The 25,080-nt window shown below is 72.1% G+C and carries 26 protein-coding genes and 1 riboswitch; of the genes, 16 read left to right on the top strand and 10 right to left on the bottom strand.

The features are described 5' to 3' along the window. Position 1: 1 nt before the first annotated feature. The 9 genes from C7S10_RS00390 to C7S10_RS00350 all read left to right on the top strand — a co-directional run bounded on the left by C7S10_RS00390 (position 2) and on the right by C7S10_RS00350 (position 10,083). Complete coding sequence (locus C7S10_RS00390; protein ID WP_108342442.1) at positions 2-484, top strand: FMN-binding protein; 483 nt, start codon at positions 2-4, stop codon at positions 482-484. Further along, positions 481-1,245 (top strand): FAD:protein FMN transferase, encoded by a 765-nt coding sequence (locus C7S10_RS00385; protein ID WP_243395127.1) that lies wholly within the window; start codon positions 481-483, stop codon positions 1,243-1,245. The genes C7S10_RS00390 and C7S10_RS00385 overlap by 4 nt, the downstream gene beginning before the upstream one ends. Before the next feature lie 170 nt (positions 1,246-1,415). Next, a complete protein-coding gene (locus C7S10_RS00380) occupies positions 1,416-2,693 on the top strand; it encodes an ABC transporter substrate-binding protein (RefSeq protein ID WP_207769177.1) in 1,278 nt (425 codons plus the stop codon). Between the two features lie 65 nt (positions 2,694-2,758). Beyond that, entirely contained in the window at positions 2,759-3,757 is a 999-nt protein-coding gene (locus tag C7S10_RS00375; protein ID WP_243395126.1) for a carbohydrate ABC transporter permease, read from the top strand. Positions 3,758-3,762: 5 nt separating this feature from the next. Further along, positions 3,763-4,593 (top strand): carbohydrate ABC transporter permease, encoded by an 831-nt coding sequence (locus C7S10_RS00370; protein WP_243395125.1) that lies wholly within the window; start codon positions 3,763-3,765, stop codon positions 4,591-4,593. Positions 4,594-4,598: 5 nt separating this feature from the next. Continuing rightward, positions 4,599-5,681 carry a LacI family DNA-binding transcriptional regulator gene (locus tag C7S10_RS00365; protein ID WP_207769176.1) on the top strand — a complete coding sequence of 361 codons (1,083 nt, stop codon included), beginning with the start codon at positions 4,599-4,601 and terminating at the stop codon, positions 5,679-5,681. Further along, entirely contained in the window at positions 5,678-8,020 is a 2,343-nt protein-coding gene (locus C7S10_RS00360; protein WP_108342440.1) for a beta-glucosidase family protein, read from the top strand. Before C7S10_RS00365 ends, C7S10_RS00360 begins: the two co-directional genes overlap by 4 nt. Before the next feature lie 33 nt (positions 8,021-8,053). After that, positions 8,054-8,791, top strand: a complete 738-nt coding sequence (locus C7S10_RS00355; protein WP_108342439.1) for a polysaccharide deacetylase family protein — start codon at positions 8,054-8,056, stop codon at positions 8,789-8,791. After that, positions 8,788-10,083, top strand: a complete 1,296-nt coding sequence (locus C7S10_RS00350; RefSeq protein WP_108342438.1) for an FAD-binding protein — start codon at positions 8,788-8,790, stop codon at positions 10,081-10,083. Before C7S10_RS00355 ends, C7S10_RS00350 begins: the two co-directional genes overlap by 4 nt. A gap of 9 nt (positions 10,084-10,092) precedes the next feature. Here the strand turns inward: C7S10_RS00350 and C7S10_RS00345 are convergent, their stop codons facing one another. Both C7S10_RS00345 and trhA read right to left on the bottom strand, forming a co-directional pair. Further along, positions 10,093-10,470, bottom strand: coding sequence for a hypothetical protein (locus tag C7S10_RS00345; RefSeq protein WP_108342437.1), 378 nt, complete (start codon positions 10,468-10,470; stop codon positions 10,093-10,095). An 80-nt stretch (positions 10,471-10,550) separates the two neighbouring features. After that, positions 10,551-11,273, bottom strand: a complete 723-nt coding sequence (trhA, locus tag C7S10_RS00340) for a PAQR family membrane homeostasis protein TrhA (protein WP_108342436.1) — start codon at positions 11,271-11,273, stop codon at positions 10,551-10,553. 94 nt (positions 11,274-11,367) lie between these two features. Between trhA and C7S10_RS00335 the strand changes: the two genes are divergently transcribed. From C7S10_RS00335 to C7S10_RS00315, 5 genes are all read left to right on the top strand, one after another. Beyond that, entirely contained in the window at positions 11,368-12,147 is a 780-nt protein-coding gene (locus tag C7S10_RS00335) for an isoprenyl transferase (RefSeq protein WP_108342435.1), read from the top strand. Between the two features lie 279 nt (positions 12,148-12,426). Beyond that, on the top strand, positions 12,427-13,740 hold the full coding sequence (locus C7S10_RS00330; protein WP_108342434.1) for an RNA 5'-3' helicase PhoH2: 1,314 nt from the start codon (positions 12,427-12,429) through the stop codon (positions 13,738-13,740). A 244-nt stretch (positions 13,741-13,984) separates the two neighbouring features. After that, positions 13,985-14,683: an aggregation-promoting factor C-terminal-like domain-containing protein gene (locus C7S10_RS00325; protein ID WP_108342433.1), complete on the top strand. Its 699-nt coding sequence runs from the start codon at positions 13,985-13,987 to the stop codon at positions 14,681-14,683. Between the two features lie 149 nt (positions 14,684-14,832). Beyond that, positions 14,833-15,402, top strand: coding sequence for a SigE family RNA polymerase sigma factor (locus C7S10_RS00320; protein WP_108343231.1), 570 nt, complete (start codon positions 14,833-14,835; stop codon positions 15,400-15,402). After that, entirely contained in the window at positions 15,399-16,619 is a 1,221-nt protein-coding gene (locus C7S10_RS00315) for a hypothetical protein (RefSeq protein ID WP_108342432.1), read from the top strand. The genes C7S10_RS00320 and C7S10_RS00315 overlap by 4 nt, the downstream gene beginning before the upstream one ends. Before the next feature lie 24 nt (positions 16,620-16,643). Here the strand turns inward: C7S10_RS00315 and C7S10_RS00310 are convergent, their stop codons facing one another. Further along, positions 16,644-17,153, bottom strand: a complete 510-nt coding sequence (locus tag C7S10_RS00310; protein ID WP_108342431.1) for a DinB family protein — start codon at positions 17,151-17,153, stop codon at positions 16,644-16,646. A 57-nt stretch (positions 17,154-17,210) separates the two neighbouring features. Beyond that, a riboswitch (guanidine-III (ykkC-III) riboswitch) is annotated at positions 17,211-17,274 on the top strand. Positions 17,275-17,286: 12 nt separating this feature from the next. Here C7S10_RS00310 and C7S10_RS00305 point away from each other — a divergent pair. After that, the gene (locus C7S10_RS00305) at positions 17,287-17,601 is read left to right on the top strand and encodes a DMT family transporter (protein ID WP_108342430.1); all 315 of its coding nucleotides are present in this window, start codon (positions 17,287-17,289) and stop codon (positions 17,599-17,601) included. A 10-nt stretch (positions 17,602-17,611) separates the two neighbouring features. Here C7S10_RS00305 and C7S10_RS00300 read toward each other — a convergent pair whose 3' ends face one another. The 6 genes from C7S10_RS00300 to C7S10_RS00275 all read right to left on the bottom strand — a co-directional run bounded on the left by C7S10_RS00300 (position 17,612) and on the right by C7S10_RS00275 (position 23,529). Further along, the gene (locus C7S10_RS00300) at positions 17,612-18,316 is read right to left on the bottom strand and encodes a class I SAM-dependent methyltransferase (protein WP_108342429.1); all 705 of its coding nucleotides are present in this window, start codon (positions 18,314-18,316) and stop codon (positions 17,612-17,614) included. Between the two features lie 10 nt (positions 18,317-18,326). Then, complete coding sequence (locus C7S10_RS00295) at positions 18,327-19,700, bottom strand: class II fumarate hydratase (protein ID WP_108342428.1); 1,374 nt, start codon at positions 19,698-19,700, stop codon at positions 18,327-18,329. 21 nt (positions 19,701-19,721) lie between these two features. Next, positions 19,722-20,591, bottom strand: a complete 870-nt coding sequence (locus tag C7S10_RS00290) for a hypothetical protein (protein ID WP_108342427.1) — start codon at positions 20,589-20,591, stop codon at positions 19,722-19,724. After that, the gene (locus C7S10_RS00285) at positions 20,588-21,103 is read right to left on the bottom strand and encodes a SigE family RNA polymerase sigma factor (protein ID WP_108342426.1); all 516 of its coding nucleotides are present in this window, start codon (positions 21,101-21,103) and stop codon (positions 20,588-20,590) included. Before C7S10_RS00285 ends, C7S10_RS00290 begins: the two co-directional genes overlap by 4 nt. 80 nt (positions 21,104-21,183) lie before the next feature. Beyond that, positions 21,184-22,728, bottom strand: coding sequence for an acyl-CoA synthetase (locus tag C7S10_RS00280; protein WP_108342425.1), 1,545 nt, complete (start codon positions 22,726-22,728; stop codon positions 21,184-21,186). Between the two features lie 9 nt (positions 22,729-22,737). After that, a complete protein-coding gene (locus C7S10_RS00275) occupies positions 22,738-23,529 on the bottom strand; it encodes an SDR family NAD(P)-dependent oxidoreductase (RefSeq protein WP_108342424.1) in 792 nt (263 codons plus the stop codon). Between the two features lie 119 nt (positions 23,530-23,648). On the opposite strand from C7S10_RS00275, the gene C7S10_RS00270 reads away from it, so the two are divergent. After that, positions 23,649-24,269: a TetR/AcrR family transcriptional regulator gene (locus C7S10_RS00270; protein WP_108342423.1), complete on the top strand. Its 621-nt coding sequence runs from the start codon at positions 23,649-23,651 to the stop codon at positions 24,267-24,269. 15 nt (positions 24,270-24,284) lie between these two features. On the opposite strand, the gene C7S10_RS00265 is transcribed toward C7S10_RS00270, so the two are convergent. Next, the gene (locus tag C7S10_RS00265; protein WP_207769175.1) at positions 24,285-24,974 is read right to left on the bottom strand and encodes a spermidine synthase; all 690 of its coding nucleotides are present in this window, start codon (positions 24,972-24,974) and stop codon (positions 24,285-24,287) included. Positions 24,975-25,080: the final 106 nt, after the last annotated feature.

The following is a 25,080-nucleotide window of genomic DNA, read 5'->3' as shown; positions in this document are numbered from 1 at the left end:
GATGAGACGCATCGTCCTGTGGCTCTCGAGCACCGCGGTGGTGCTGGCGCTGCTCTTCGGTTACCACACCTCGTTCGCCGGACCCCTCGCCGCGACCGGCCCGCTCTCGAGCTTCACCGCGGGCGTGCTGGCGGCTCCGGCGACCTCCGGGTCGTCGTCGTCGCCGTCCACGACTCCCGCATCGGGAAGCACCCCCTCGGACACCTCCAGCACGACGGTGACGGGCGACGTCGCCCAGACGCGGTGGGGCCCGGTGCAGGTCGAGGTGAGCGTGAGCGGTTCCGAGATCACCGGGGTGTCCGTCGTGCAGTACCCCGACGACAACCCCCGCGACGCCGAGATCAACGCCTACGCCCTGCCGGTCCTCGTGCAGGAGACGATGAGCGCGCAGAGCAGCAGCATCGACATGGTCAGCGGCGCGACCTACACGAGCGTCGGCTACCAGCAGTCACTGCAGAGCGCCCTCGACCGGGCGGGGCTGTGACCGCCGTCCGCACGGCGCCCTGGCGTGACGTCGTGCACGTCATGGGCCTGCCCGTCAGCGTGGCGCTGCGCGGAAGGCACGCCGGGGACGGGCGTGCGCTGACCGCCTGGGCGCTTGCGCGGGCCGAGCTCGACGCGGCCGACGCCATGTTCAGCCGCCACCGCGACGACTCCTGGGTGACCCTCCTCAACCGCGGGCTCGTCGACCTCGCCGATGCCCCCGCTCTCGCGCGCGAGGTGCTCGCCCTGGCGGAGGACGCGCGCCTGGCCTCCGGCGGTGCCTTCGACGTACGACGACGCGATGCCGCGGGACGCATGGCCCTCGACACCGACGGGGTCGTGAAGGGCTGGGCGGTGCAGCGCGCGGCCGCGCACCTGCAGGCGCTGCCCGGCACCGACGTCTGCCTGGGCGGCGGCGGGGACCTCGTCTGCTGGACCGCCGATCCCGACGGCGAGCCCTGGCAGATCGGCATCGAGGACCCGCACGACCCGACCTCGCTGGTCGCCCGGGTGCCGGTACGCCGCGGGGGAGTCGCCACCTCCGGGACCGCGCACCGTGGCGACCACGTCGTCGACGGGCGCACCGGACGTGCACCGGCCGACGTCGCCTCGGTGACGGTGCTGGCCCCCGACCTCGTCGGCGCCGACATCGACGCGACAGCGGCGTTCGCTCGCGGGGCGGACGCCGCGGCGTGGCTGCGCTTGCGACCCGGCCGGGGTGGCCTCGTCGTGTGGACGGACGGGCGGACCGAGACCGTCTGAGCCACCGGGACCGCCGCTCCGGGAACGAGGTCGTGGTCGGGCTCGATCCCCGATTGATGGAAATCGTTATCGACATCGATTGACAAGGCAGGGGTCGGTCCTGCAATCTCGGGTGCTGTGTGATCCACGTCATACCGGCACGTGGGCGGAGAGGACCGATCGAGATGCGGATGCAGACACGAGGCGCGGCGCTGGCCCTGCTGTGCATGGGGATGTCGTTGACGGCGGCCTGCGGTGGCGGTGACGAGTCGGCCGGCGCCGACGACAACACCATCACCTGGTGGCACAACTCCAACAACGAGCCCGGCAAGGGCTACTACGAGAAGGTCGCCGCGGACTTCGAGAAGGCCAACCCCGGTGTCCAGGTCGAGGTGACGGCGATGGCCCACGAGGACATGGTCGACAAGCTCGCCGCCGCCTTCCAGAGCGGCGACCTCCCGGACGTCTACATGGAGCGGGGCGGCGGGGAGCTCGCCGCGCACGTCGACGCCGGTCTCACCCGTGACCTGACCGACGACGCGGCCGCTGAGATCGAGGCCATCGGCGGATCGGTCGCCGGCTGGCAGGTCGACGACCGCACCTACGCCCTGCCGTTCTCCCTCGGCGTGGTCGGCGTCTGGTACAACACCGAGGACTTCAAGTCGGCCGGCGTGGAGCCGCCGACCACCGTCGCGGAGTGGGAGCAGGTCAATTCCGACCTGGAGTCGGCCGGCATCACGCCCCTGTCGCTCGGGGCCGGCGACAAGTGGCCGGCCGCGCACTACTGGTACTACGCGGCGGTCCGCACCTGCAGCCAGGACGTGCTGACCCAGGCGGTCGCCGACCTCGACTTCTCCGACCCGTGCTTCGTCGAGGCCGGCGAGGTCGTCGAGGACTTCATCAGGACCGAGCCCTTCAACAAGGGCTTCCTCGCCACCCCGGCCCAGGAGGGCGCGACCTCGGCGTCCGGCCTGCTCGCCACCGGGAAGGTGGCCAGCGAGATGCAGGGCCACTGGGAGCCGGGCGTCATGCAGGGCCTGACCGACGACGGACAGGGACTCGGCGACAAGACAGGCTGGTTCCCGTTCCCGGCGGTCGAGGGCGGCGCGGGCGACCCCACCGCCGCCCTGGGTGGTGGTGACGCATGGGCGGTCTCGCAGGACGCCCCCGACACGGCCGTCGACCTGGTCACCTATCTGCTCAGCGAGGACGTGCAGCGGGGCTTCGCCGAGAACGACATGGGCCTGCCTACCCTGCCCGCGGCCACCGACGCGGTGAGCGACCCGGTGCTGGCCGACCTGATCAAGGTCCGCGACGAGGCGCCGTTCGTCCAGCTCTACTTCGACACGGCCTTCGGTGAGTCGATCGGTGGCGCGATGAACGACGAGATCGCGCTGATGTTCGCCGGCGAGGCCTCACCGCAGGACATCGTGGACGCCATGCAGCAGGCTGCCGACGAGCAGGGCTGAGCCCCCACCCGGTGCCCTGGGCGCCGGGGCGCAGCCACCCACACCGAGAGGCATCGAGAGGGACCGTGAGCCTGCCCGTCCACCCGATCGTCGTACCCCCCGAGGACGTCGACGACCCCGCGCCGGGGGAGCGGCCCGCCGCACCGGCGCCGGGTCGCCGCCCCCGGCCGCGTCGCGCGACCTCGTGGCGCGAGCGTCTCGAGATCGTCGTCTTCGTCCTCCCGGCACTGGCGCTGATGGCCCTGTTCATCGCGTGGCCGGTGGCCTCGGCGGTGCGCATGTCGCTCTACCGGTGGCGGGGCTTCGGTCCCATGGACGACTTCGTCGGGCTGCGCAACTACGAGCGGGTGCTCACCGACGAGGTGTTCACCCAGGCGGTGGTCCACAACCTCGTCATCGTCGTGCTCAGCATCGCGATCCAGCTGCCGCTGGGCGTCGGGATCGCGCTGCTGCTCAACCGCAGCATGCGCGGGCGCGGGCTGGTGCGGACGCTGATCTTCGTGCCGTACGTCCTGGCCGAGGTGATCGCCGGGGTCATCTGGTTCCAGCTGCTCATCCCCGACACCGGCGTCGTGGACGGCCTGCTCTCCGGGGCGGGCGTCACGCCGCCCGACCAGGGCTTCCTGGGCACCCCGGGACTGGCGCTGTGGGCGGTCTTCGGCGTCCTCACCTGGAAGTACCTCGGGCTGGCGATCCTGCTCTTCCTGGCCGGGCTCCAGTCGGTGCCCGAGGAGGTCCACGAGGCCGCCCAGCTCGACGGCGCGTCCTGGTGGCAGATCCAGTGGCGCATCGTCGTCCCCCTGCTGGGCCCGACGATCCGCACGTGGTGCTTCCTGTCGATGATCGGCTCCCTCCAGCTCTTCGACATGGTGTGGGTGCTCACCGGCGGCGGCCCGGCCAACGCCACCACGACCATGGCGTCCTACCTCATCAGCCAGGGCACGCAGCGCAGCAACTACGGCATCGCCGGAGCCGCCTCCGTCGTCCTGTTCGTCATCGGCGTGGCCATGGCCGCGCTCTACCAGCGATTCGTGCTGCGGCGCGACACCCAGGTCGAGAGGTGAACCCCGTGAAGGGCACCCGGATGAACCGCGGCAACCCCGCGACGTACGTGATCGCGCTCGCCGTCGTGGCGCTGAGCGTCGGGCCGGTGGTCTACGGCGCGCTCAACGGCTTCCGCTCCAACGAGCAGCTCGCCACCGACCCGGCCGGGCTGCCCGACCCGTGGCGGCTGGAGAACTACTCCGCGGTCTTCACCAACCCCGACTTCTGGCGCTACGCCACCAACTCCATGGTCGTCGCGGCCCTGACGACCCTGATCGCCGTCGGGGCCGGGGTGCTGGCCGCCTACCCGCTGGCGAGGTACGACTTCCGCCTCCGTGAGCCGCTGTTCATGGTCTTCGTGCTGGGGCTGCTCTTCCCCCTCGCCACCGCGATCATCCCGCTGTCCATCTTCATCAGTCGAGACCTCCAGCTGTCGAACACCTGGTGGGGGGTCGCGCTCCCGCAGGCCGCCTTCGCTCTCCCGGTCACGGTGGTGATCCTGCGCCCGTTTCTGATGGCCCTGCCGCGCGAGCTGGAGGAGGCCGCCCTGATCGACGGCGCGTCGAGGATCGGGGTCTTCTGGCGGATCGCGATCCCGCTCAGCCGTCCCGCGCTGGTCACGGTCGGGGTGCTGGCCTTCGTCGCGTCGTGGAACTCCTACCTCCTCCCGCTGCTGCTGCTGCAGGGGGAGATGCGCACCTTGCCGCTCGGCGTGGCCGACTACTCGACGCAGTACTCCGCCGACACGGCCGGCGTGCTGGCCTTCACGACCGTCGCGACGCTGCCGGCGCTCATACTCTTCCTGTCACTGCAGGGACGGATCGTGAACGGTCTGCAGGGCGCGGTGAAGGGATGATGAGGATGGTGCAGACGGTCCCTCCCGACGGTGGCGACGACCGCGACGAGTCCGCGGCCTCGGCGAGCCGGCAGGCCAGCCGTCGGGTGACCATGCAGCAGGTGGCGGTCGAGGCCGGGGTGTCGGTCTCGACGGTGTCCAAGGTGATCAACGGCCGCTACGGCATCTCGGTGGCCACGGCCTCGCACGTCAGCGGGGTGATCGAGCGGCTGGGCTACGAGACCAGCCTCGTCGCCCGCAGCCTGCGCAACCAGCGCACCAACGTGATCGGTGTCCTGGTCGCCGACTTCGAGCCGTTCAGCACCGAGGTGCTCAAGGGAGCGGCGGACGCGATCCGAGGCTCGGGGTTCGAGCTGGTCGCCTACTCGGCCGGCGGCCGGGTCGACGAGCACGTCGGCTGGGAGCGTCGTTACCTCTCCCGGCTGATGGGGACGCTCGTCGACGGCGCCGTGCTGGTGACCCCGACGGTGACCGAGGTCGACAGCGACGGGCCGGTCGTGGCGATCGACCCGCACACAGGCAGCACGACCATCCCGACGATCACCGCCCACAACCTCCAAGGGGCACGTCTCGGCGTCCGGCACCTCCTCGACCTGGGGCACACCCGCATCGCCATGGTCACCGGTCGCGAGGACCTGGTCTCGGCGCAGCTGCGCGAGCAGGGCTTCCGCGAGGCGCTCGCCGAGGCGGGAGTCGCCGTCGACGAGTCCCTCGTCGTGCCGGGCGCGTTCGAGGCCGAGGTGGCGCGCGAGGCCGCGATGGCCCTGCTCGCCCGGCCGGGGCGCCCGACCGCGGTCTTCGCGGCCAGCGACCAGATGGCCCTCGCGGTCATCGAGGTCGCCCACGAGCTCGGCCTCGCCGTGCCCACCGACCTGTCCGTCGTCGGGTTCGACAACATCCCCGAGTCGGCGCTCGCCGATCCGCCCCTCACCACGGTCCGACAGCCCATCCGCGACATGGGCCACGACGCCGTGGCCCTGCTCATCGACCTGATCGAGGGCCGCGAGCCCGCCGACCTGCACCGCACGCTCGGCACCGACCTGGTGCTGCGTCGTTCCACCCACGCCCTCGGAGGTATGCCGTCGTGACCGCCCAGTTCCCCCCGACCGAGGCCCTCGAGGCGTGGCGCGACGAGTCCCTCGCCGTCGACGACCGGGTCGACGACCTTCTGGTCCGCATGACCCGCGCCGAGAAGGTCGCGCAGCTCTCGGGCGTGTGGCTGCTCGCCGCCGACGCCGGCGAGATGGCCCCGATGCTGCACGAGTCCGGCCCGGACGTGTCCTGGGAGGACACCATCGCGGACGGCCTCGGCCAGCTGACGCGGCCCTTCGGCACCTCGCCCGTGGATGTCGAGCACGGCCTGCAGCTGCTCACCGAGCGGCAGGAGCAGGTGCGAGGCGCCAACCGGTTCGGCCTGCCGGCGCAGGTGCACGAGGAGTGCCTGACCGGTCTCAACGCCTGGGGGGCCACCGTCTACCCCACCCCGGTGAGCTGGGCGGCGTCCTTCGACCCCGACCTCGTCGAGCGCATGGGCCGGCAGATCGGCACGCTGATGGCCCGCCTCGGGATCCACCAGGGGCTGGCGCCCGTGCTCGACGTCGCCCGCGACCTGCGCTGGGGCCGGGTCGAGGAGACGCTGGGGGAGGACCCGTTCCTCGTCGGCACGATGGCCTCCGCCTACGTCCGCGGACTGCAGTCCGCGGGGGTCGTCGCGACGCTGAAGCACTTCCTGGGCTACTCCGCCTCCCGCGGCGGACGCAACCTCGCCCCCGTCGCCATGGGGGTCCGCGAGCTCCAGGACGTCATGCTGCCGCCGTTCGAGATGGCGCTGCGTGCGGGCGCCCGCTCGGTGATGAACGCCTACACCGACATCGACGGGGTCCCCGCCGCGGCCGACCCCGACCTGCTCACCACGCTGCTGCGTGACACGCTCGGCTTCGAGGGGACGGTGGCCGCCGACTACTTCTCGGTCGCCTTCCTGCACACCCTGCACGCGATGGCGGCCGACCTCGGGGAGGCGGCCGGCCTCGCCCTCGAGGCCGGGATCGACGTCGAGCTGCCGACCGTCGACGCCTACGGCACCCCGCTCCTCGAGGCCCTCGAGTCGGGTCGGGTCGACGAGAAGGTCGTCGACCGCGCCCTGCGGCGCGTGCTGCGCCAGAAGTGCGAGCTCGGGCTGCTCGACCACGACTGGGCGCCCGCGCAGGTGGGGCCCGTCGACCTCGACCCGCCCGAGGCGCGCGGGCTCGCGCTCGACCTGGCTCGCCGCTCGGTCGTGCTGCTCGCCAACGACGGCACCCTGCCGGTGTCGGCCGGCACGAGGATCGCCCTCGTGGGCCCCAACGCCGACACCGGTGAGGCGATGCTCGGGTGCTACTCCTTCCCGATGCACGTGCTGCCGCACCATCCCGGCACCGAACCGGGCCTGTCCGTCCCCACGCTGCGCGAGGTGCTGGCGGCCTCCTACGACGTCGTGCACGAGCGCGGCTGCGCCGTGGGCGTGCCGGGTCGTCCCACCGACGAAGCAGCCGATCCCGAGGCCGAGCTCGAGGCGGCCGTGCGGGCCGCGGCGGAGGCGGAGGTCTGCGTCGCGGTGCTCGGGGACCGGGCCGGCCTGTTCGGCAACGGCACGTCCGGCGAGGGCTGCGACGCGGCCGACCTGCGCCTGCCGGGACGGCAGGAGGCGCTCCTCGAACGACTGCTCGCGACCGGCACCCCGGTCGTCGCCGTGCTGCTCGTCGGGCGGCCCTACGACCTGAGCGCCTACGCCGACCGCCTCGCCGCCGTCGTGTGCGGCTTCTTCCTCGGCGAGGAGGGTGCGACGGCCGTCGGCGAGGTGCTGTCCGGCGCCACCAACCCCTCCGGCCGGCTCCCGGTCGGCTTCCCGTCCGCCGGGTCGGCGCAGCCCTCGACCTACCTCGCCTCGCCGCTGTCCCGCCGCACGGAGGTCAGCACGCTCGACCCGACCCCGCTCTTCCCCTTCGGCCACGGGCTGGGCTACGCGCAGGCGACCTGGCGCGGCGTCGAGCTGGTCTCGGGCCCGGACTGGTCCACCGACGGTGAGGCCGTGGTGCGCGTGGACCTCGCCAACGACGCCGACCGCGACGTCAGCGAGGTCGTGCAGGTCTACCTGCACGACTGTGCCGCCTCCGTCGTCCGCCCCGTGCAACGCCTCGTCGCGGCGGTCCGCGTCGACCTGGCGCCCGGGGAGGGGCGGCGGGTGGAGGTCGGTCTGCACGCCGACCTCACCTCGTTCACCGGCCGCGACCACGCCCGCATCGTCGAGCCCGGTGATGTCGAGCTGATGGTCGGACGCTCGAGCGCCGACCCGGAGGCCGTCCTGCGGCTGCGGCTCGTCGGCTCCGAGCGGTGCGCCGGTCCCGACCGCGTGCTGGAGCCCCGGGTGGAGCTCGGGACCCCGGCGTGAGGCGCCGTCGCCCGGCGGCCCTGACCGCTGCCGATGGGGCGTGACCCCGGCCTGCTGCCCGGAGGTGCGGTCGACCCGACCCAGGTCCCGGTCCAGCGGGCGCGGGGCACGGGCAGGGTCGCAGCGCTGACCTTCGACGACGGACCCGATCCGCGCACCACCGGTCGCCTGCTCGACGTCCTCGCCGACCTGGGCGTCGTCGCGACCTTCTGCGTGGTCGGCGCCAACGTCACGGCGCCGGGCGGGGCCGCCCTCCTGCGGCGCATCCGCGACGAGGGGCACGCCCTGGGCAACCACTCGGTCGACTACGCGGACCTGGGCTCCGCCTCGCTCGAGGAGGTGGAGGCGGTCCTGAGGGACAACCTCCGGATCATCCGTACGGCGCTCGACGACCCCGAGGCCGCGGTGCCCTACTTCCGCGCACCCAACGGGAACTTCGGCCGCACGGGTCCGGTGGCGGCCGCGCTCGGCATGCAGCCGCTCGGGCTGGGCGCCGTGATCCACGACTGGGACGCCTGCCCCGACCGGACCGTCGCGACGATCGCCGACCACCTGCGGGCCGCGATATCGCCGGGAGCGGTCGTGCTGGCCCACGACGGGGGTGGCGACCGCCGTACGACCGTCGAGGCCGTCGCGACGGTCCTGCCGGAGAAGATCGCGGCCGGGTTCAGGTTCACCCTGCCGCGCGGGGGCGGCCCGCCGCACCCCCGGCCCCGGGGTGGCCGTGCCACGCTGGGGCGACCAGCCCACCTCGACCAGGAGCAGCAGTGACCCAGCCGCAGCGACAGCACCGCACCAACTGGGCCGGCAACGTGACCTACCGGGCCCGCGACCTCGTCGAGCCGGGGAGCGTCGCCGAGCTCCAGGAGGTGGTGGCGACGGCCGCTGCCGCCGGCGGCCGGGTGCGCGCGCTCGGCTCGCGCCACTCCTTCTCGACGGTCGCCGACACCGACGGCCGGCAGGTCGGCACCCGACGTCTCGGCCTCGAGGTCGAGCTCGAGGACGGCGACGAGGACGAGGCCGACGGACCGTTCGCGGTCGTCCCGGGCGGCGCGACCTACGCCGAGGTGGCCCCGGTGCTCCACGAGCACGGTCGGGCCCTGCACAACCTCGGCTCGCTCCCGCACATCAGCGTTGCGGGAGCGTGCGCCACCGGCACCCATGGATCCGGCGACGGCCTCGGCTCCCTGGCCACCGCGGTCACGGCGGTGGAGATCGTGGCGTCGTCGGGGGACCTGGTGCGCATCGCGGCCGGCGATCCCGACTTCGGCGGCGCCGTCCTCTCCCTGGGCGCGCTCGGGGTCGTGACGCGCCTGTGGCTGCGCACCGAGCCGACCTACGAGGTGGCTCAGCGGGTGTGGGAGGACCTGCCGGCCGACGAGGTGGCCGACCAGCTCGGGGCCGTGCTCGCCAGCGGCACCAGCGTCAGCGTCTTCACCGACCTCGCCGACCCGACCCGCGTGTCGTCGGTGTGGGTCAAGCAGCGGACCGACGCCTCGGGCGTGCTCGCGCCGTGCCTGGCCTCGCGCGCGCCCGCCACCCGCGAGCTGCACCCGGTGCCGGGCGTCGACCCCGCCGCGGCGTCGCCCCAGCTCGGCGTCCCCGGGCCGTGGCACGAGCGCCTGCCCCACTTCCGTGCCTCGCACCTGCCGAGCGTCGGTGACGAGCTGCAGAGCGAGCTCTTCCTGCCGCGGTCGGCGGCGCCGCACCTCCTCGCGGCCCTGACCGGGATCCGCGACGTCGTCGCGCCGGCCCTGCTCGTCCACGAGATCCGGTCGGCCGCGGCGGACGACCTCTGGCTGAGCCCACTGCGGGGTCGCGACTCGGTGATGGCGCACTTCACCTGGCGCCCCGAGCCCGACGTGGTGATGCCGGCGCTGCGCGCGGTCGAGGAGGCCCTGGCCCCCTTCTCGCCGCGTGCCCACTGGGGCAAGATCACGGCCACGCCGGGGTTGCGCGCCCCGGAGAGGGCCTACGACCTGGCTGTCTTCGAGACGCTCCGCCGACGCCTCGATCCTGGTGGCGTGTTCGCGCAGGACCTCCTGTCGCTGCCGGAGGCCTGACACTGCGGGTCACCTCCGGTCGAGACCGACCTCGGCGAGCCAGCGCCCTGCGAAGGAGCTGTGCGGCACGTCGGCGGTGAGCAGGTCGACGCCGGTGTGGAACGCGACCACCAGCAGAGCCAGCGCGCCCGTCCCGACGACGATGCCCTTGATCCGCTGCGGCACCCAGTCGCGGACCTCGCGCATCCGGTGCCACCAGCTCGAGACCGAGGCGGCGACGACGGCCGAGACCAGGCTGGCGACGACGGCGCCGAGGACGGTGCCCATCAGGTCGAGGCGCGAGCTCAGGATGGTCGCGGTGGCCGCGGCGACCGCGCCGGCGACCAGCTGGGGCAGGGACAGCTCGAGGGTGGAGCGCTTGCTGGGTTCGGTGGTGGAGTCAGGCATCACCGTCCTACGACGCGCCGCGGCGCCGAGATGTTCCTGGTCGTGAGCGGACTCACGTCCGCACGGACGTCAGCGCAGGCTCAGCGCAGGGAGTACGTCGCCACCGAGACGCCGACGTAGTGCGTGATGAACGCCAGGATCGTGAAGGTGTGGAACACCTCGTGGAAGCCGAACCAGCGCGGCCACGGGTTGGGGAACTTCGTGCCGTAGACGATGCCGCCGAGGGTGTAGAGCCCGCCGCCGACGGCGATCAGCACGATCACCGCCGTCCCGATACCTCCGTCGTAGCGGGAGGCCGCCCCCGAGACGAGGTCACCGAAGAAGAACACCGGGGCCCAGCCGAGTGCCATGTAGATCGGGACCGAGAGCCAGCGCGGAGCGCCCTTCCACAGCACCTTCATCGCCACCCCTGCCAGCGCCCCGCCCCACACGACCGAGAGCATCACGATGCGGTCGGCGCCGTGGAGCAGCAGCAGGCCGAAGGGCGTGCACGAGCCTGCGATCAGCAGGAAGATGTTGGAGTGGTCGAAGCGCTTGAGGCGCGAGTGGACGGCCGGCGACCAGGTGCCGCGGTGGTAGATCGCCGACACGGTGAAGAGCACGAGCGCGGTGGCGGCGAACACCGCGGAGCCGACGCGGGTGGTGGCGTCGGGGGAGAGCACGACGAGCACGATGCCGGCGACCAGCGCCAGAGGGGCGGCCGCGAGGTGCAGCCAGCCACGCAGGCGCGGCTTCACGTCGGCGATGACCTCCTCGACGCGCTCGGAGATCACCTCCAGCCGGTCGCGCAGGATGTCGTTCATGAGACCAAGGTACGGGGCGGTAACCAATTAGTCAGGCGATCGCGATCCACGTCACCCGCCCGCGCACGGTGTCGGCGGCGGCTACCATCGGCAGGTGGCCAAGCTGAGGGACGCCGTGCGTCGGGTGCTCTACCCGGCCTACGAGCACCGGGTGGTCAAGTTCCTCCCCGCCGACCGCATCCCCCAGCACGTCGGGGTGATGCTGGACGGCAACCGCCGCTGGGCCAAGGCCGTGGGGCTCGACACCGCCGGCGGCTACCAGGCCGGCGCCGACAACATCTTCCCGCTGCTCGGCTGGTGCGAGGAGGTGGGCGTCAAGGTCGTCACCCTGTGGCTGCTCTCCAGCGACAACCTCACCAACCGACCGGTCGAGCAGATGACCGGCCTGCTGGAGATCATCGAGGGTGCGGTCGAGTCGTTGGCCGCCGAGCGCCGGTGGCGCATCCACCCCGTCGGCGCGCTCGACCTGCTGCCCGCCCACACCGCCGAGAAGCTGAAGGCGGCCGAGGACGAGACGCGCGACATCGACGGGATCCTGGTCAACATCGCCGTGGGGTACGGCGGTCGCCGCGAGATCGCCGACGCCGTGCGCTCGCTGCTCCAGGAGCACGCCGCCCGCGGCACCTCCCTCGACGAGCTCGCCGACGTGATCGACGTGGAGCACATCGCCGACCACCTCTACACCAAGGGCCAGCCCGACCCCGACCTCGTCATCCGCACGTCCGGCGAGCAGCGGCTCGGCGGCTTCCTGCTGTGGCAGAGCGCCAACTCGGAGTTCTACTTCTGCGAGGCGCTGTGGCCCGACTTCCGCCGGGTCGACTTCCTGCGCGCCATCCGTGCGTACGCCGCCCGCGAGCGTCGCTTCGGGGGCTGACGGCCTCCCCCTGGCACCCCTGCCGGCCACGCTCACCATGGCCCGGACGGGCCACGCACAGCGCCGTACGGACGAAACATCGTGTTCATCCCGCGTTCGGGCGTGTCGCTCCTCGAGGACTTTGTCGCAGGCGTACTTTTCCGATATCGGCGGGTGGGGAAGCCCGCGGTATCGGAAGGCGCAGATTGACCCACGCACAGCTTCAGGGAGCCTCCCGGTCCGAGCATTGAACTGGACCGGGTGAAGGCGTTCGCGCCGGTCCGTGAGGGGTAGTCCACAGTGGCCTCGACCGCTACGAAGAACCGCACCTATGTCCTCGACACCAGCGTCCTGCTGGCCGACCCCGGCGCCCTCAAGCGGTTCGCCGAGCACGAGGTCGTCCTCCCGGTGGTCGTGATCACCGAGCTCGAGGGCAAACGCCACCATCCCGAGCTGGGCTTCTTCGCCCGCTCCGCCCTGCGCATGCTCGACGAGCTGCGCGTCGAGCACGGGCGCCTCGACTCGCCGGTCCCCGTGGGCGAGGAGGGCGGCACGCTGCGCGTCGAGCTCAACCACACCGACGCGATGTCGCTGCCGTCCGGCTTCCGCCTCGGCGACAACGACACCCGCATCCTGGCCGTCGCGAAGAACCTCGCCGACGAGGGCCACCTGGTCACACTCGTCTCCAAGGACCTGCCGTTGCGGATCAAGGCCTCCGCGGTCGGGCTCGACGCCGAGGAGTACCGCGCCGAGGCGATCAGCGACTCCGACACCGGCTACACCGGCATGTCCGAGGTGGAGGTCACCTCCGCCGAGCTCGACGAGCTCTACGACGACGGCGTGCTCGACCTCGAGGCCGCGCGCGACCTGCCGTGCCACAACGGCCTGGTGCTGCTCTCCGACCGGGGTACGGCGCTGGGCCGCATGGGTCCCGACAAGCAGGTCCACCTCGTGCGCGGCGACCGTGAGGCGTTCGGCATCCACGGCCGCTCGGCCGAGCAGCGCATCGCGCTCGAGATGCTCCTCGACCCCGAGGTCGGCATCGTCTCCCTCGGTGGCCGCGCCGGCACCGGCAAGTCGGCGCTGGCCCTGTGCGCCGGCCTCGAGGCCGTGATGGAGCGCCGCCAGCACAAGAAGGTCGTCGTCTTCCGACCGCTGTTCGCGGTGGGTGGCCAGGAGCTCGGCTACCTCCCCGGCTCGGAGTCGGAGAAGATGAGCCCGTGGGGCCAGGCGGTCTTCGACACCCTCGGCGCCCTCACCTCGCCCGACGTGATCGACGAGGTGATGGACCGCGGGATGCTCGAGGTGCTGCCGCTGACCCACATCCGCGGCCGCTCGCTGCACGACGCGTTCGTCATCGTCGACGAGGCCCAGTCGCTCGAGCGCAACGTGCTGCTGACGGTGCTCTCGCGCATCGGCGCCAACTCCAAGGTGGTGCTCACGCACGACGTCGCGCAGCGCGACAACCTGCGCGTCGGTCGTCACGACGGGATCGTGGCCGTGGTCGACAAGCTCAAGGGCCACCCGCTCTTCGCGCATGTCACCCTGACCCGTTCCGAGCGCTCGCAGATCGCCGCCCTGGTGACCGAGATGCTGGAGAACGTCACGCTCTGAGGGCCGAGCTGTCGGCGTGGGACTGGTGTGACCTGCGTGACGCTTGCGTCCTCGTGGGGCGAGATTCTTCGTCGCATTCTCGCGTTCGGTTTGCACGCCCCCCGCCCGTCCTGCATGGTTGCTCGTGATCGTTTCGTGACCAATCGGTCGCCCGCACCACCCGCACGACTGCCCCTGCTCATCCCCGTGCCACCCCCGCCCGAGCAGCGGCAGCCCCTGTCGCCTACCCGTGAGACAACCCCCTGTGACGAAGCCCGACAAGTACGTCCCGAAGCACCGCGCGCCCGGCAAGCACAAGGCCGTCAGGTCCGCACCCCGGCAGGCCCTGCGCACCTCCGTGGTCCTCACCGGGGTCGCCGCGGCCGCGACCGGTCTCGTCGTCTCCAACGGCGTGCTCGGGACCCCGGCCGGCACCGCCGCCGGTGACCTCGCGGCCGCCGCCGTGCGCGGCACGGACGCGACGTCGAGCGCCGCCGACAAGAACGCTGCAACGGACTCGGCCACGGCCACCGACGCCCAGCTCGAGCGCCGTGCCGGGACCGCCGTCGTCTCCCGCTCCGACCGCCGCGGCGCGACCGACGCCCGCAAGGTCGCCGCCCTCTCGGGCAGCAACGGCCCGGCGATCACCCGCACCGAGGACCTCTCGACCGGCGACCCGCGCGACATCGCCCGGGCCCTGCTTCCGGAGTACGGCTTCGGCGACTCCGAGTTCGACTGCCTCGACTCCCTCTACATGAGCGAGTCGGGCTGGCGCATCGACGCCGACAACCCCTCCTCCTCGGCCTACGGCATCCCGCAGGCGCTCACCCAGCTGCACGACCTGCCGGCCGACTACATGACCTCCGCCGAGTCGCAGATCCGCTGGGGCCTCGGCTACATCCAGGACACCTACGGCACGCCCTGCGGCGCCTGGTCGTTCAAGTCCGGCCACGGCTGGTACTGACCGGGGTCAGCGCCACGACCTGACCCCGTCGGGTCGCCGAGAGATCAGATGCAACCCGGCGGCGTACGACCGCGTCCTCACCCCGACACGCCAGCACACGAGGTGCTGGGTGGAACGGGAGGTGGGCAGTGACCGCGACACTGGTCGGCATGGGTTCGAAGCCCGAGCGCGCCGACACGGGTGCCACGAGGAGGACCGGGAGGGGAGTCGACAAGGACTCCGACTTCTCGGCCTACATGGCCGCGCGCCAGACGGCGCTCTACCGCACGGCCTACCTGCTGGCCGGCGACCACGCGAGCGCGGAGGACCTGCTCCAGAACGCCTTCGCCAAGCTGTACCTCTCGTGGGACAAGGTCCGCGACCGGGAGGCGCTCGACGGCTACGTGCGCCGGATCATGGTCAACGAGAACAACTCCCTGTGGCGCCGGGCGTGGAAGCGCCGCGAGCACTCCACCGATGCGGTGCCGGAGACGGCCAGCCACGCGACGTACGACGACGGGCTCGGCAGCGCGCTGTGGTCCTACGTCTCGACGTTGCCGCCGAAGCAGCGCTCGGTCGTCGTGCTGCGCTACTACGAACAGCTCAGTGAGGCCGAGGTCGCCGACGTGCTCGGGATCTCGGTCGGCACCGTCAAGTCCCAGGCCAGCCGCGCCCTCGCAGGGCTGCGCGCTCGCGCGCCCCGCTCGCTCAACCCCCACGACGTCGGAGACGAACGATGAACAACACGCCCCTCGAGGACCAGGTCCACGACGCCCTGCACCGCACCGCCGACCCGCTGCACCGCTCGCCCCTCACCGTCGGCGACGTCCGCACCCGGGCTCGCCGGATCCAGCGCCGCCGCACGGCTGCCGCCGGGGTGGTCGCAGCCGCGGTCCTCGCGGTCGCCGTGCCCGTCGGGCTCGACCTCGCCGGACCGTCCGGGCGCGACAGCGTCCAGCCCGCCACGCAGCCCTCGGTCACACCGGTCACCGGCACCGTGCGCATCGACCCGCGCAGCGCTCCGAGGAGCGACACGCTCGGCGTCTCGCTGCTCGACGTGGACGGGCCGAGCCTGGTCGCCGACGGCACGGTCACCGAGCTGCCGTCGTCGTACGACCAGCTGACCCCCTACCTCGACGGCTGGATCGGCGCGGTCAACACCGAGGGCGCCTACTCCCTGCGGCAGCTCGATGCCGACTTCCGCGTCCTCGACGAGATCCCGACGTCGAGCCGGATGGCCCTCTCCGCGGACGGCACCCGGATCGCGTGGGCCGAGCACGACGGCACCCACTGGCGGGTGGTCGACGTCGCGGCCGACGGCAGCCGCGAGGAGCGACGCACCCAGCTGCCGCAGGACTCCGTCGAGTCGCACGTCGAGGTCGTGGGGTTCGTCTCCGACACCGAGGTCCTCGTCACCCAGACCGATCCCGCGGACGGCGCCATCACCACCCTGAGGGTCGACGGCTCGACCGCGACGCCGGTGCCAGGCTTCGTCCGGCCCTGGACCGCGTCCGCCGCCACGGGCGTCGTCGCCGGGGTCACCGAGGTCCACGACGACCTGTCCTCGTGCTCCGGTGTCGTCGACGCGCGGAGCACCACCGGCACCCCGGCCTGGACGACGTGCGACCACACGCTCGCCTCACTGAGCCCCGATGGGCGGTACGTCGCCGGGCTGGCGAGCTACCTCGACGGCTACGGGTCACCGACGCTGGCGATCCTCGACGCCGCGACCGGTGAGGTGGTCGTCGACTTCGAGCTGATCGGCCCCACGAACACGATCCTCGGCATCAACGACCGGGTCGTGTGGGAGGACGAGGACGACGCAGTCGTCACGATGGTCAGCGGCGACCGGCAGTACGTCCTGCGGCTCGGTGTCGACGGCACCGTCGAGCGGATCACCGCGCCGGGCGTCGAGCTCGCCCCGGGCGCGGTCTCGCTCACCTTCGCGGCCAGGTAGGGCCCGTCGGGGTGTGGGCCCGGCTCACATGCCGACGGCGCCGTCGGTCACCTCGCGCAGCAGGTCGAGGTGACCGCAGTGCCGCGCCGTCTCCTGGATCATGTGGAGCATCGCGTAGCGCAGCGTGAAGTCCATGTCCTCGCCCCGGGCCAGGTCGTCGAGGTCGGCTGCCGCGACCGCCTCCCGGGACCGGGCGCACTCCTCGACGTACTCCGAGACGATCGCGGCCAGCGTGTCGCCGCTCTCGACCCGGAAGTTGCTGTGCAGGTCGTCGTCGGTCCACGGCCACGTCACGTCGAGGGCCGCGAAGTCGATGCTGAACCAGAAGCGCTCCGTCCCCGACAGGTGCTTCACCACCGTGGCCGGCGTGAGGGTGGACGGCCAGACCGTCGCGCTGAACGCCTGGTCGTCGCCCAGCCCGGCGACCTTGGTGACCACCGTCGCGCGGTAGAAGTCCAGCATGCTCTCCAGCAGCTCGCGCTCGGAGCCCCGCTGGACGGGTCGCGACCTCTCCGGAGGCGTCACCTCGGTCATGGCGACAGCCTAGGACGCGTGCTCGATTGGGTCGGCCCGTGAGACCGCCCTAGTCTGGCCGCGAGCCACCACGGCTCACCGGACGAGGGAGCCGTACCCGGACTGCGACAAGACGGCCGCTCAGGAGTCCGTCATGGCCTGGTTCGTCCTTCTCGTGTCCGGTGTCCTCGAGGCCGTCTGGGCCGTCGCGCTCGGCAGGTCCGAGGGCTTCACCCGCCTCGCGCCCTCGATCGTGTTCGCGATCGGCATGGTGCTGAGCATGGATGGGCTCGCGTACGCCATGCGCACGCTGCCGCTCGGGACGTCGTACGCCGTGTGGGTCGGCGTGGGCGCGACGCTGACCGTCGCCTACGGCATGGGGACCGGCGACGAGTCGGTCAGCGCGGTGAAGATCCTGCTGATGCTCGGACTCGTGGGCTGCATCGTCGGGCTCAAGCTCGCTCACTGACCCGGGTGGGTCAGCGGGCCTCGAAGATCGTGACGTGCCCGGCGTACTCCCGCGAGCCGTCGAAGTGGGGCAGGACAAGGCCCTCGCCGGAGGAGTCGAGGTAGGCCTGGGCGCTGGCGTGGTCGGGGAACACCGCGCGGGTCTCGAGGTCGTGGCGGCGTACGTCGCCGAACTTGCGCCCCAGGACGGACTCGCCGGTCTCGCTGCTGAACTGCGTGATGTCGGGCTTGCCGCCGGCGGCGATGCGCAGGTCGGCGGTGTGGTCGTTGCCGTTGGTGACGGCGACGAAGGTGCCGCCCGGCCGGAGCACCCGGCGGACCTCGTTGAGGGCCCGCTCGAGGTCGCGGACGTGGTAGAGCATCCAGCCGGCGTAGACGACGTCGAACGACGCGTCGTCGAACGGCAGGTAGCAGATGTCGGCCTGGCGGGCGTCGACCCCGCGGGCGGCCGTGAGCTCGACGAACCGCGGCGAGAAGTCGGTGGCGACCAGGGTGACGCCGGGCAGCGCGGCGATCCTCTCGGCCATCACGCCGGTGCCGCAGCCGACCTCGAGCACGTCGGCGTCGCCGACCAGCGCCCGGTCGATGGCACGCAGGGCCTCGGTGTTGGGCTCGAGCCCGTCGGCGGTGGGCTGCCAGACGGAGCGGCGGGTCTCGAGGTTGCCCTCGGTGGCGTACTGCTCGCGCACGTAGTCCGGGTCGTTGAGCTGGCTCATGGGGTGCTGGTCATGGATGGGTCATCCGTTCCACGTCGAGGGCGTCGTCGAGCTGCTGCTCGGTGAGGTCGCCGCGCTCGACGTACCCCATCGCGAGGACCGTATCCCGGATGGTCGCCCCCTCCTTCAGCGCCTGCTTGGCGATCTTGGCGGCCTCCTCGTAGCCGAGGTGCTTGTTGAGCGGCGTGGCCACGCTGGGCGAGGACTCGGCATAGGCGCGCATGCGCTCGGCGTCGGCGGTGATGCCGTCGACGCAGCGCTCGGCGAGCAGCGTCGTCGAGGTCGACAGGAGCCGGATCGACTCCAGCAGGTTGCGCGCGATGACCGGCATCTGCACGTTGAGCTCGAAGCTGCCGCTCGCGCCGGCCCACGCCACCGCGGCGTCGTTGCCGACGACCTGGGCGCAGACCATCAGCGTCGCCTCGGGGAGCACCGGGTTGACCTTGCCGGGCATGATGCTGGACCCGGGCTGGAGGTCGGGCAGGTGGATCTCGGCCAGCCCGGTCGTCGGGCCGGACGAGAGCCAGCGCAGGTCGTTGCAGATCTTCGTCAGGCCGACGGCGATCGTGCGCAGCACGCCCGACAGCTCGACCAGCGAGTCGCGGGTCCCCTGCGCCTCGAAGTGGTTGCGCGCCTCGGTGAACTCCTGGCCGGTCGTCGTGGACATGGCCGAGATGACGGCGGCCGCGAACCCGGGTGGGGTGTTGATGCCGGTGCCGACGGCGGTGCCGCCGAGCGGGAGCTCGCGCACGCGCGGGAGCACGGCGTCGAGCCGCTCCGCGGCGTACGCGACCGTGGCCGCCCAGCCACCGAACTCCTGACCGAGCATCACCGGGGTCGCGTCCATCAGGTGCGTGCGCCCGGCCTTGACGAGGCCCTCGAACTCGGACGCCTTGGCCTCGAGCGAGCCCTGCAGGACCGCCAGTGCGGGCAGCAGGTCCTCGACCACGGCCAGCGTCGCCGCCACGTGGATCGCGGTGGGGAACGTGTCGTTGGACGACTGCGAGGCGTTGACGTGGTCGTTGGGGTGGACGCCGTCACCGGCGAGGCTGGCCAGGACCTCGTTCATGTTCATGTTGGAGCTGGTGCCGGAGCCCGTCTGGAAGACGTCGAGCGGGAACGCGTCGAGGTGCTCGCCGGCGGCGACGCCGCCTGCGGCGTCGGCGATGGCGGCGCCCTGCTCGGCCGTGATCACCTCGAGGTCGGCGTTGACCCCCGCGGCGGCGCCCTTGACGAGGGCGAGCGCCCGCACGAGGCGGGGCTCGAGCGTCGTGCCGCTGATCGGGAAGTTCTCGATCGCCCGTTGCGTCTGGGCCCGCCACAGGGCGTCGGCCGGGACCTCGATGTCGCCGAGGGAGTCGTGTTCGGTGCGCGTATCGCTCATGGCACCGAAACTACTCCGGGCTCAGCCGATCATCCCGCACTCCAGCGGGGTGCACGACGGACCGCCCGGCACGCCGTAGGTGATCTCGGCCCGGTCGCCCCAGCTCTCGTCCCAGGGACCACGGTCGTAGAACGCGGTGTAGCCGGGATAGACGGTGGTGCTCAGCCCGGCGACCGGGCGCGACTGTCCGTCGACGGTCGCGGTGACCTCCTGGTGCTCACCCTCGATCAGCCCGAACATCGCGAACTGCGGCGTGCCGTCCTCGGCGATCGTGCGCTGGGCGCCGTACAGGAAGACCGGGCCGAGGACCCCTGCCTCCTCGACGGGCTGGAAGGACCAGACGGTGCGGCGGAGCTGGCCGTCGACGACGATGCCGGCCGAGAGGACGTCGACGCTGTCCTTGGGCTTGCCGGTGATCGTGTCGAAGCCCTTGTTGCGCGCGGCGTAGAGGACCTCGGGGACGCCGTCGAAGGTGCCCATCTCGAGCCGGGTGCCGATGACCTCGCCCCGCTCGACGGAGCCGACGGTGCCCCGGCTGACGCGGCACACAGCGACGCCGCAGACCTGCGCCGAGCCGCTCAGGTCCCGCAGGGACTTCGGCGTGACCTGGGTCGGGTCGGTCGAGGGGTCCTGTGCCGCCTCGCTGGTGCTCGCACTGGTCTGGCCGGCGGGCGCGAGGTCGGTGTCGACGGCGGTGTCCGTGCCACCGAGCAGCACGAACGGGGCGACGACGGCGGCGGCCGCGAGGCCGACCGCGGCGGCGATCCCTACCTGCCGGCGGCGGCGCAGGCGGGTGCCGACGCGGATCATCCGGGCGGTGTCGGCCGGCCCGGTGTGCACCGGGTCGTCGCGGACGAGGAGGGCGAGGTCGTGGTCGTCGTGCTGGGTCATCGGTGCTCCTGGGACGAGGTGAGTGAGGTGGTGGTGTGGGCCGAGCGGAGCCGGGCGAGCGCGCGCGAGGCGGTGCTCTTCACGGTCCCGACGGAGACGCCGAGCTCGTGGGCGACGTCCTGCTCGGAGGCGTCGAGGTAGTAGCGCCACACGACGATCGAGCGCTCGCGCGGCGAGAGCGGGGCGAGGAGCTCGACGAGCTCGCTGCGCTGGTCCGCGTCGTCGGTCGGGGAGCCCGGCGCGGGCTCGTCGGCCGTGGTGTGGTCGACCGGCACGGGGGTACGGCGCCGGGTGCTGTCGATGTAGCCGTTGACCAGCGCCCGGTGGACGTAGGCGTAGGCGGAGTCGGCGCGGATCCGTCCCCACCCCGCGTAGCAGCGGGCGAGCGCGGACTGGACGAGGTCCTCGGCGTCGTGGGTGTCGTGGGCGAGGAGGTAGGCGGCACGCCGGAGCCGCGGCCACGACGCGGCCACGAACTCCTCGAACTCGCGGTCCCTCTGGTGGCGGTCCATGGCGTCCTCCCGTGCTGCTCCCGATGCTTCTCACCCTTCCCTACGCAACGCACGACGGATGGGTTGAGAGCGGGGGGCGACTACGGCGCCAGGCGCTCCTTGATGTCCTTCTTGAGCACCTTGCCGACCTTGGAGCGCGGCAGGTCGTCCCAGACCTCGATCTGCTTGGGGGCCTTGACCGAGCCGATGCGCGCCTTGACGAACGCGGTCAGCTCGGCGGCGTCGACGCTCGCGCCGCCGGCCGGCTGGATGACCGCGACGACCCGCTCGCCCCACGTGTCGTCGGGGAGCCCGACCACGGCGCAGTCCTGCACGGACGGGTGCGCGCTGATCGCCTGCTCGACCTCGGTGGAGTAGACGTTGAAGCCGCCGGTGATGATCATGTCCTTCGCCCGGTCGACGATGTGCAGGAAGCCGTCGGGGTCGAGGAAGCCGATGTCCCCGGTGTGCAGCCAGCCGCCCCGCAGCGCCTCCGCGGTCGCGGCAGCGTCCTTGTAGTAGCCCTGCATCACCAGCGACGAGCGCGCGCAGATCTCCCCGCGCTCGCCCGCGGGCACCGGCCGGTCGTCGCCGTCGAGGATCGCCACGTGCACCAGGGGAGCGGGTCGGCCGGCGGCGGAGAGCCGTTCTCGGCGTACGCCGCCGTGCTTGTCGACGTGGTCCGCGGGCGGCATCATCGCGATCATCATCGGCGCCTCCGTCTGGCCGAAGATCTGGGCCATCACCGGCCCGATCCGGGTGATCGCCTCCTCGAGACGTACGGCGGACATCGGCGCCGCGCCGTACCAGAAGCACCGGAGGCTGCCGAGGTCCGTCGCGTCGAGCTCCTCGGCCGCGAGCACCATGTAGATCAGGGTCGGCGGCAGGAAGGTGTGGGTCACCCGGTGCCGCTCGATCAGGGCGAGGAACTCGTGCACGTCGGGGGCGCGCATGATCACGATCTCGCCGCCGCTGGCGAGCATCGGGAAGCAGAGCACGCCGGCGGCGTGGGTGAGCGGCGCGAGCGCGAGGTAGACCGGGCGCTCGCCGACGGGATAGCCCATCAGCGTCAGCGCGGTCATCGTCTCGAGGTTGCCCTGGCTGAGCATCACCCCCTTGGGGCGGCCGGTCGTGCCGCCGGTGCCGACCAACATCGCCAGCGTGTCGGGGGAGGACGGTGCCGGGTCCGGGTTGGTGCTCGGCTGGTCCGTCTCCACGAAGTCGGACCAGCCGAGGTCCGAGGGGCTCGTGACGTCGTCGTCGAGCCGGATCCACGAGTGGACGCCGGGCAGGTCGCCCCGGATCTTCTCCACCAGCGGTGCGAACGTGGCCTGGAAGATCACGGCCTCGCAGTCGAAGAGGTCGAGGAGCTCGCGGTTCTCACCGGCCTCGTTGCGCGGGTTGATCGGGCACCACACCGCCTCGGCCCGGCTGATGCCGAGCACGCAGGTGAAGGCGCGCGGGTCGTTGGCCGAGATGATCGCGACCTTGCCGCCGGGCCCGACACCCCGGCGGCGCAGGCCGTCGGCGATGGCGTGCGACACGTCGACCACCTCGGCGTACGACGTCGAGACGCCGTCCGTGGTCAGGCAGGGGGCACCCGGGTCGAGGCTGGCCCCCTTGTCGAGGTAGTCGACGAGTCGCAAGCTCCTCCCTCACATCCCCATGCCGCCGTCGACCGGCAGTCCGGCGCCGGTGACGAAGCGCGAGGCGTCGGAGGCCAGGAACACGACGGCGTCGGCCATGTCCTCGACCGTGCCGAGACGGCCCGCGGGCGTGAGCTCGACGACGGCGCCGACGGCCTCCTCGGCACTCGCGAACAAGCCGATCTCGGCCACGTCGTTGGCGAGCCCGGCGCCCATGGCCGTGGGCACGAGGCCGGGGTAGATGCAGTTGACCCGGACGCCGGTGCCGAGCTTGCCGGCCTCCATGGCGGCGACCTTGGTCAGCCGGTCGACGGCCGACTTGGTGGCGCTGTAGACCGCGATCCCGGGGAAGGCGATGGTCGCGGCGACCGAGGCGACGTTGATGATCGAGCCGCCCTTCCCGGCCGCGCCGCCGGGACGCATCGTCCGCAGGCCGTGCTTGAGCCCGAGGGTGGTGCCGAGGACGTTGACCTCGAGCATCTTGCGGATCTGCTCCGACTCGACCTCGGTCAGCAGGCTGGTGATCTCGATGCCCGCGTTGTTGACGAGGATGTCGAGCCCGCCGAGCTGCTCCACGGTGGCGGTGCAGGCCGCCGCCCACGAGTCGTCGTCGGTGACGTCCAGCTTCACGAAGCCGTGCCCGTCACCGAGCGCGGCCGCGGTCTCGGCGCCCGACTCCTGCACGTCGCCGATCATCACCGTCGCCCCGGCGGCTGCCAGCGCCTTGGCCATGCCCTCGCCCAGACCCTGGGCGGCGCCGGTCACCAGGGCGGTGCGGCCGGTCAGATCGAAGACGCTCATCGGGGCTCCTGGGGGCTCGGGGAGTGGTGGCTGTCACTGTGTCGAGGGCGCTTGACGAGTGTCAAGACTTCTCCGGGCGATTGACGAGACGTTGATCGGGGCTGACCTACGATGACGAGATGAGCACCTCGGCGACCACCCCGCGGACGACCCGGGAGGCGAAGGTCGACGCCCGCCGCGACGAGCTCGCGGAGTCCGCCCTGGTCACCCTGGGCGAGCGTGGCTACGCCCGCACCTCGCTGCGGGAGATCGCCCAGAACTCGCCGTACTCCCACGGCGTCGTGCACTACTACTTCGACAACAAGGTCGAGCTGATCACCTACTGCGTGCGCTACTACAAGGCGCAGTGCGCGACCCGCTATGACGAGCTCGTGGCCACCTCGACGACCGCCGACGAGCTGCTCGGGCGCTTCGCCGACAAGCTCGTCGAGACGCTCACCGACGAGCCGCAGATGCACCGGCTGTGGTACGACCTCCGCACGCAGGCGATGTTCGAGGAGTCGCTGCGCGAGGCCGTCCTCGAGATCGACCACTCGCTGGAGCTGATGATCTGGCGGGTCGTCTCGCGCTTCGCCGAGCTCGCCGGCGCGCGACCCGCGCTCGACCGCGGCACCGCCTACGCGCTGCTCGACGGAGTCTTCGAGAAGGCGCTGCTCGAGCACCTGACCGGCACGGGCGCCGCGCTGGAGTCGTTGCGCGAGCGGGCGCTCACCCTGATGCCCTCGCTGATCTCGAGCTGACTCCCCGTCTGGGGCTCAGCGAGCGACGTACAGGAAATAGGTCTCGGGCCGGTCCTGCAGCAGCACGGCGTGCTCCTGCTCCTCGGCGTCGTCGAAGACCGCGCGCATCGCGGCGAGCAGCTCCGGCGCGGCGGCGGCCGACCAGACGACCAGCACGCCGCCCGGGTTGAGCAGCTCGCGGCAGCGCGCCAGGAAGGCCTCCTGGTAGACCCGCTCGTTGTCCGCGTGCACGAGGTAGCCCGGGCCGTTGTCGACGTCGAGCAGCACCAGGTCGTACGTCGAGCGAGCCTCCGCGATCGCCATCTGGATGTCCGCGTTGACGACCCTGACGCGCTGGTCGGCGAGGAGGGCGGGGCCGTGGGGGACGGTGCCGTCGCGCATCCAGCCGATCAGGGCGTCCTCGATCTCGACGACCATCACCTTCTCGACCCGCGGGTCGGCCAGCACCCGCTGCGTCGTGAACCCGAGACCGAGCCCGCCGACGACGACGTCGCGGGGGTCGGGGACCAGCTCCAGGGCCGCCGCGGCCAGCTCGATCTCGGTGCCGGTCTCGAGGGTGTCCATCACGAAGACGCCGTTGACGCGCAGCTCGAGGACTTCGGCAGCCTGCTCGTTGACCCGCCGGCGCAGCACCACCTCGCCGCGCTCGGACTCGGCGCGGGCGATCTCCGCGACCTCGGGGGCGCCGTTCAGTCCGTCCTGCATGGCGGTCATCCAAGCACCCGGATCCGCAGCCTCGGCAACGGGCGCGTCGATTCGCGCATCTCATTCCTTGGTAAGTAGAGTGAATTGATCTTCTAAGGAGGTATGC

The organism is Nocardioides currus (assembly GCF_003057875.1).
In the GTDB taxonomy this organism is placed as follows: domain Bacteria; phylum Actinomycetota; class Actinomycetes; order Propionibacteriales; family Nocardioidaceae; genus Nocardioides; species Nocardioides currus.
The sequence above is the reverse complement of the archived record's forward strand: the minus strand, read 5'-3'. Positions and strand labels throughout refer to the sequence as shown.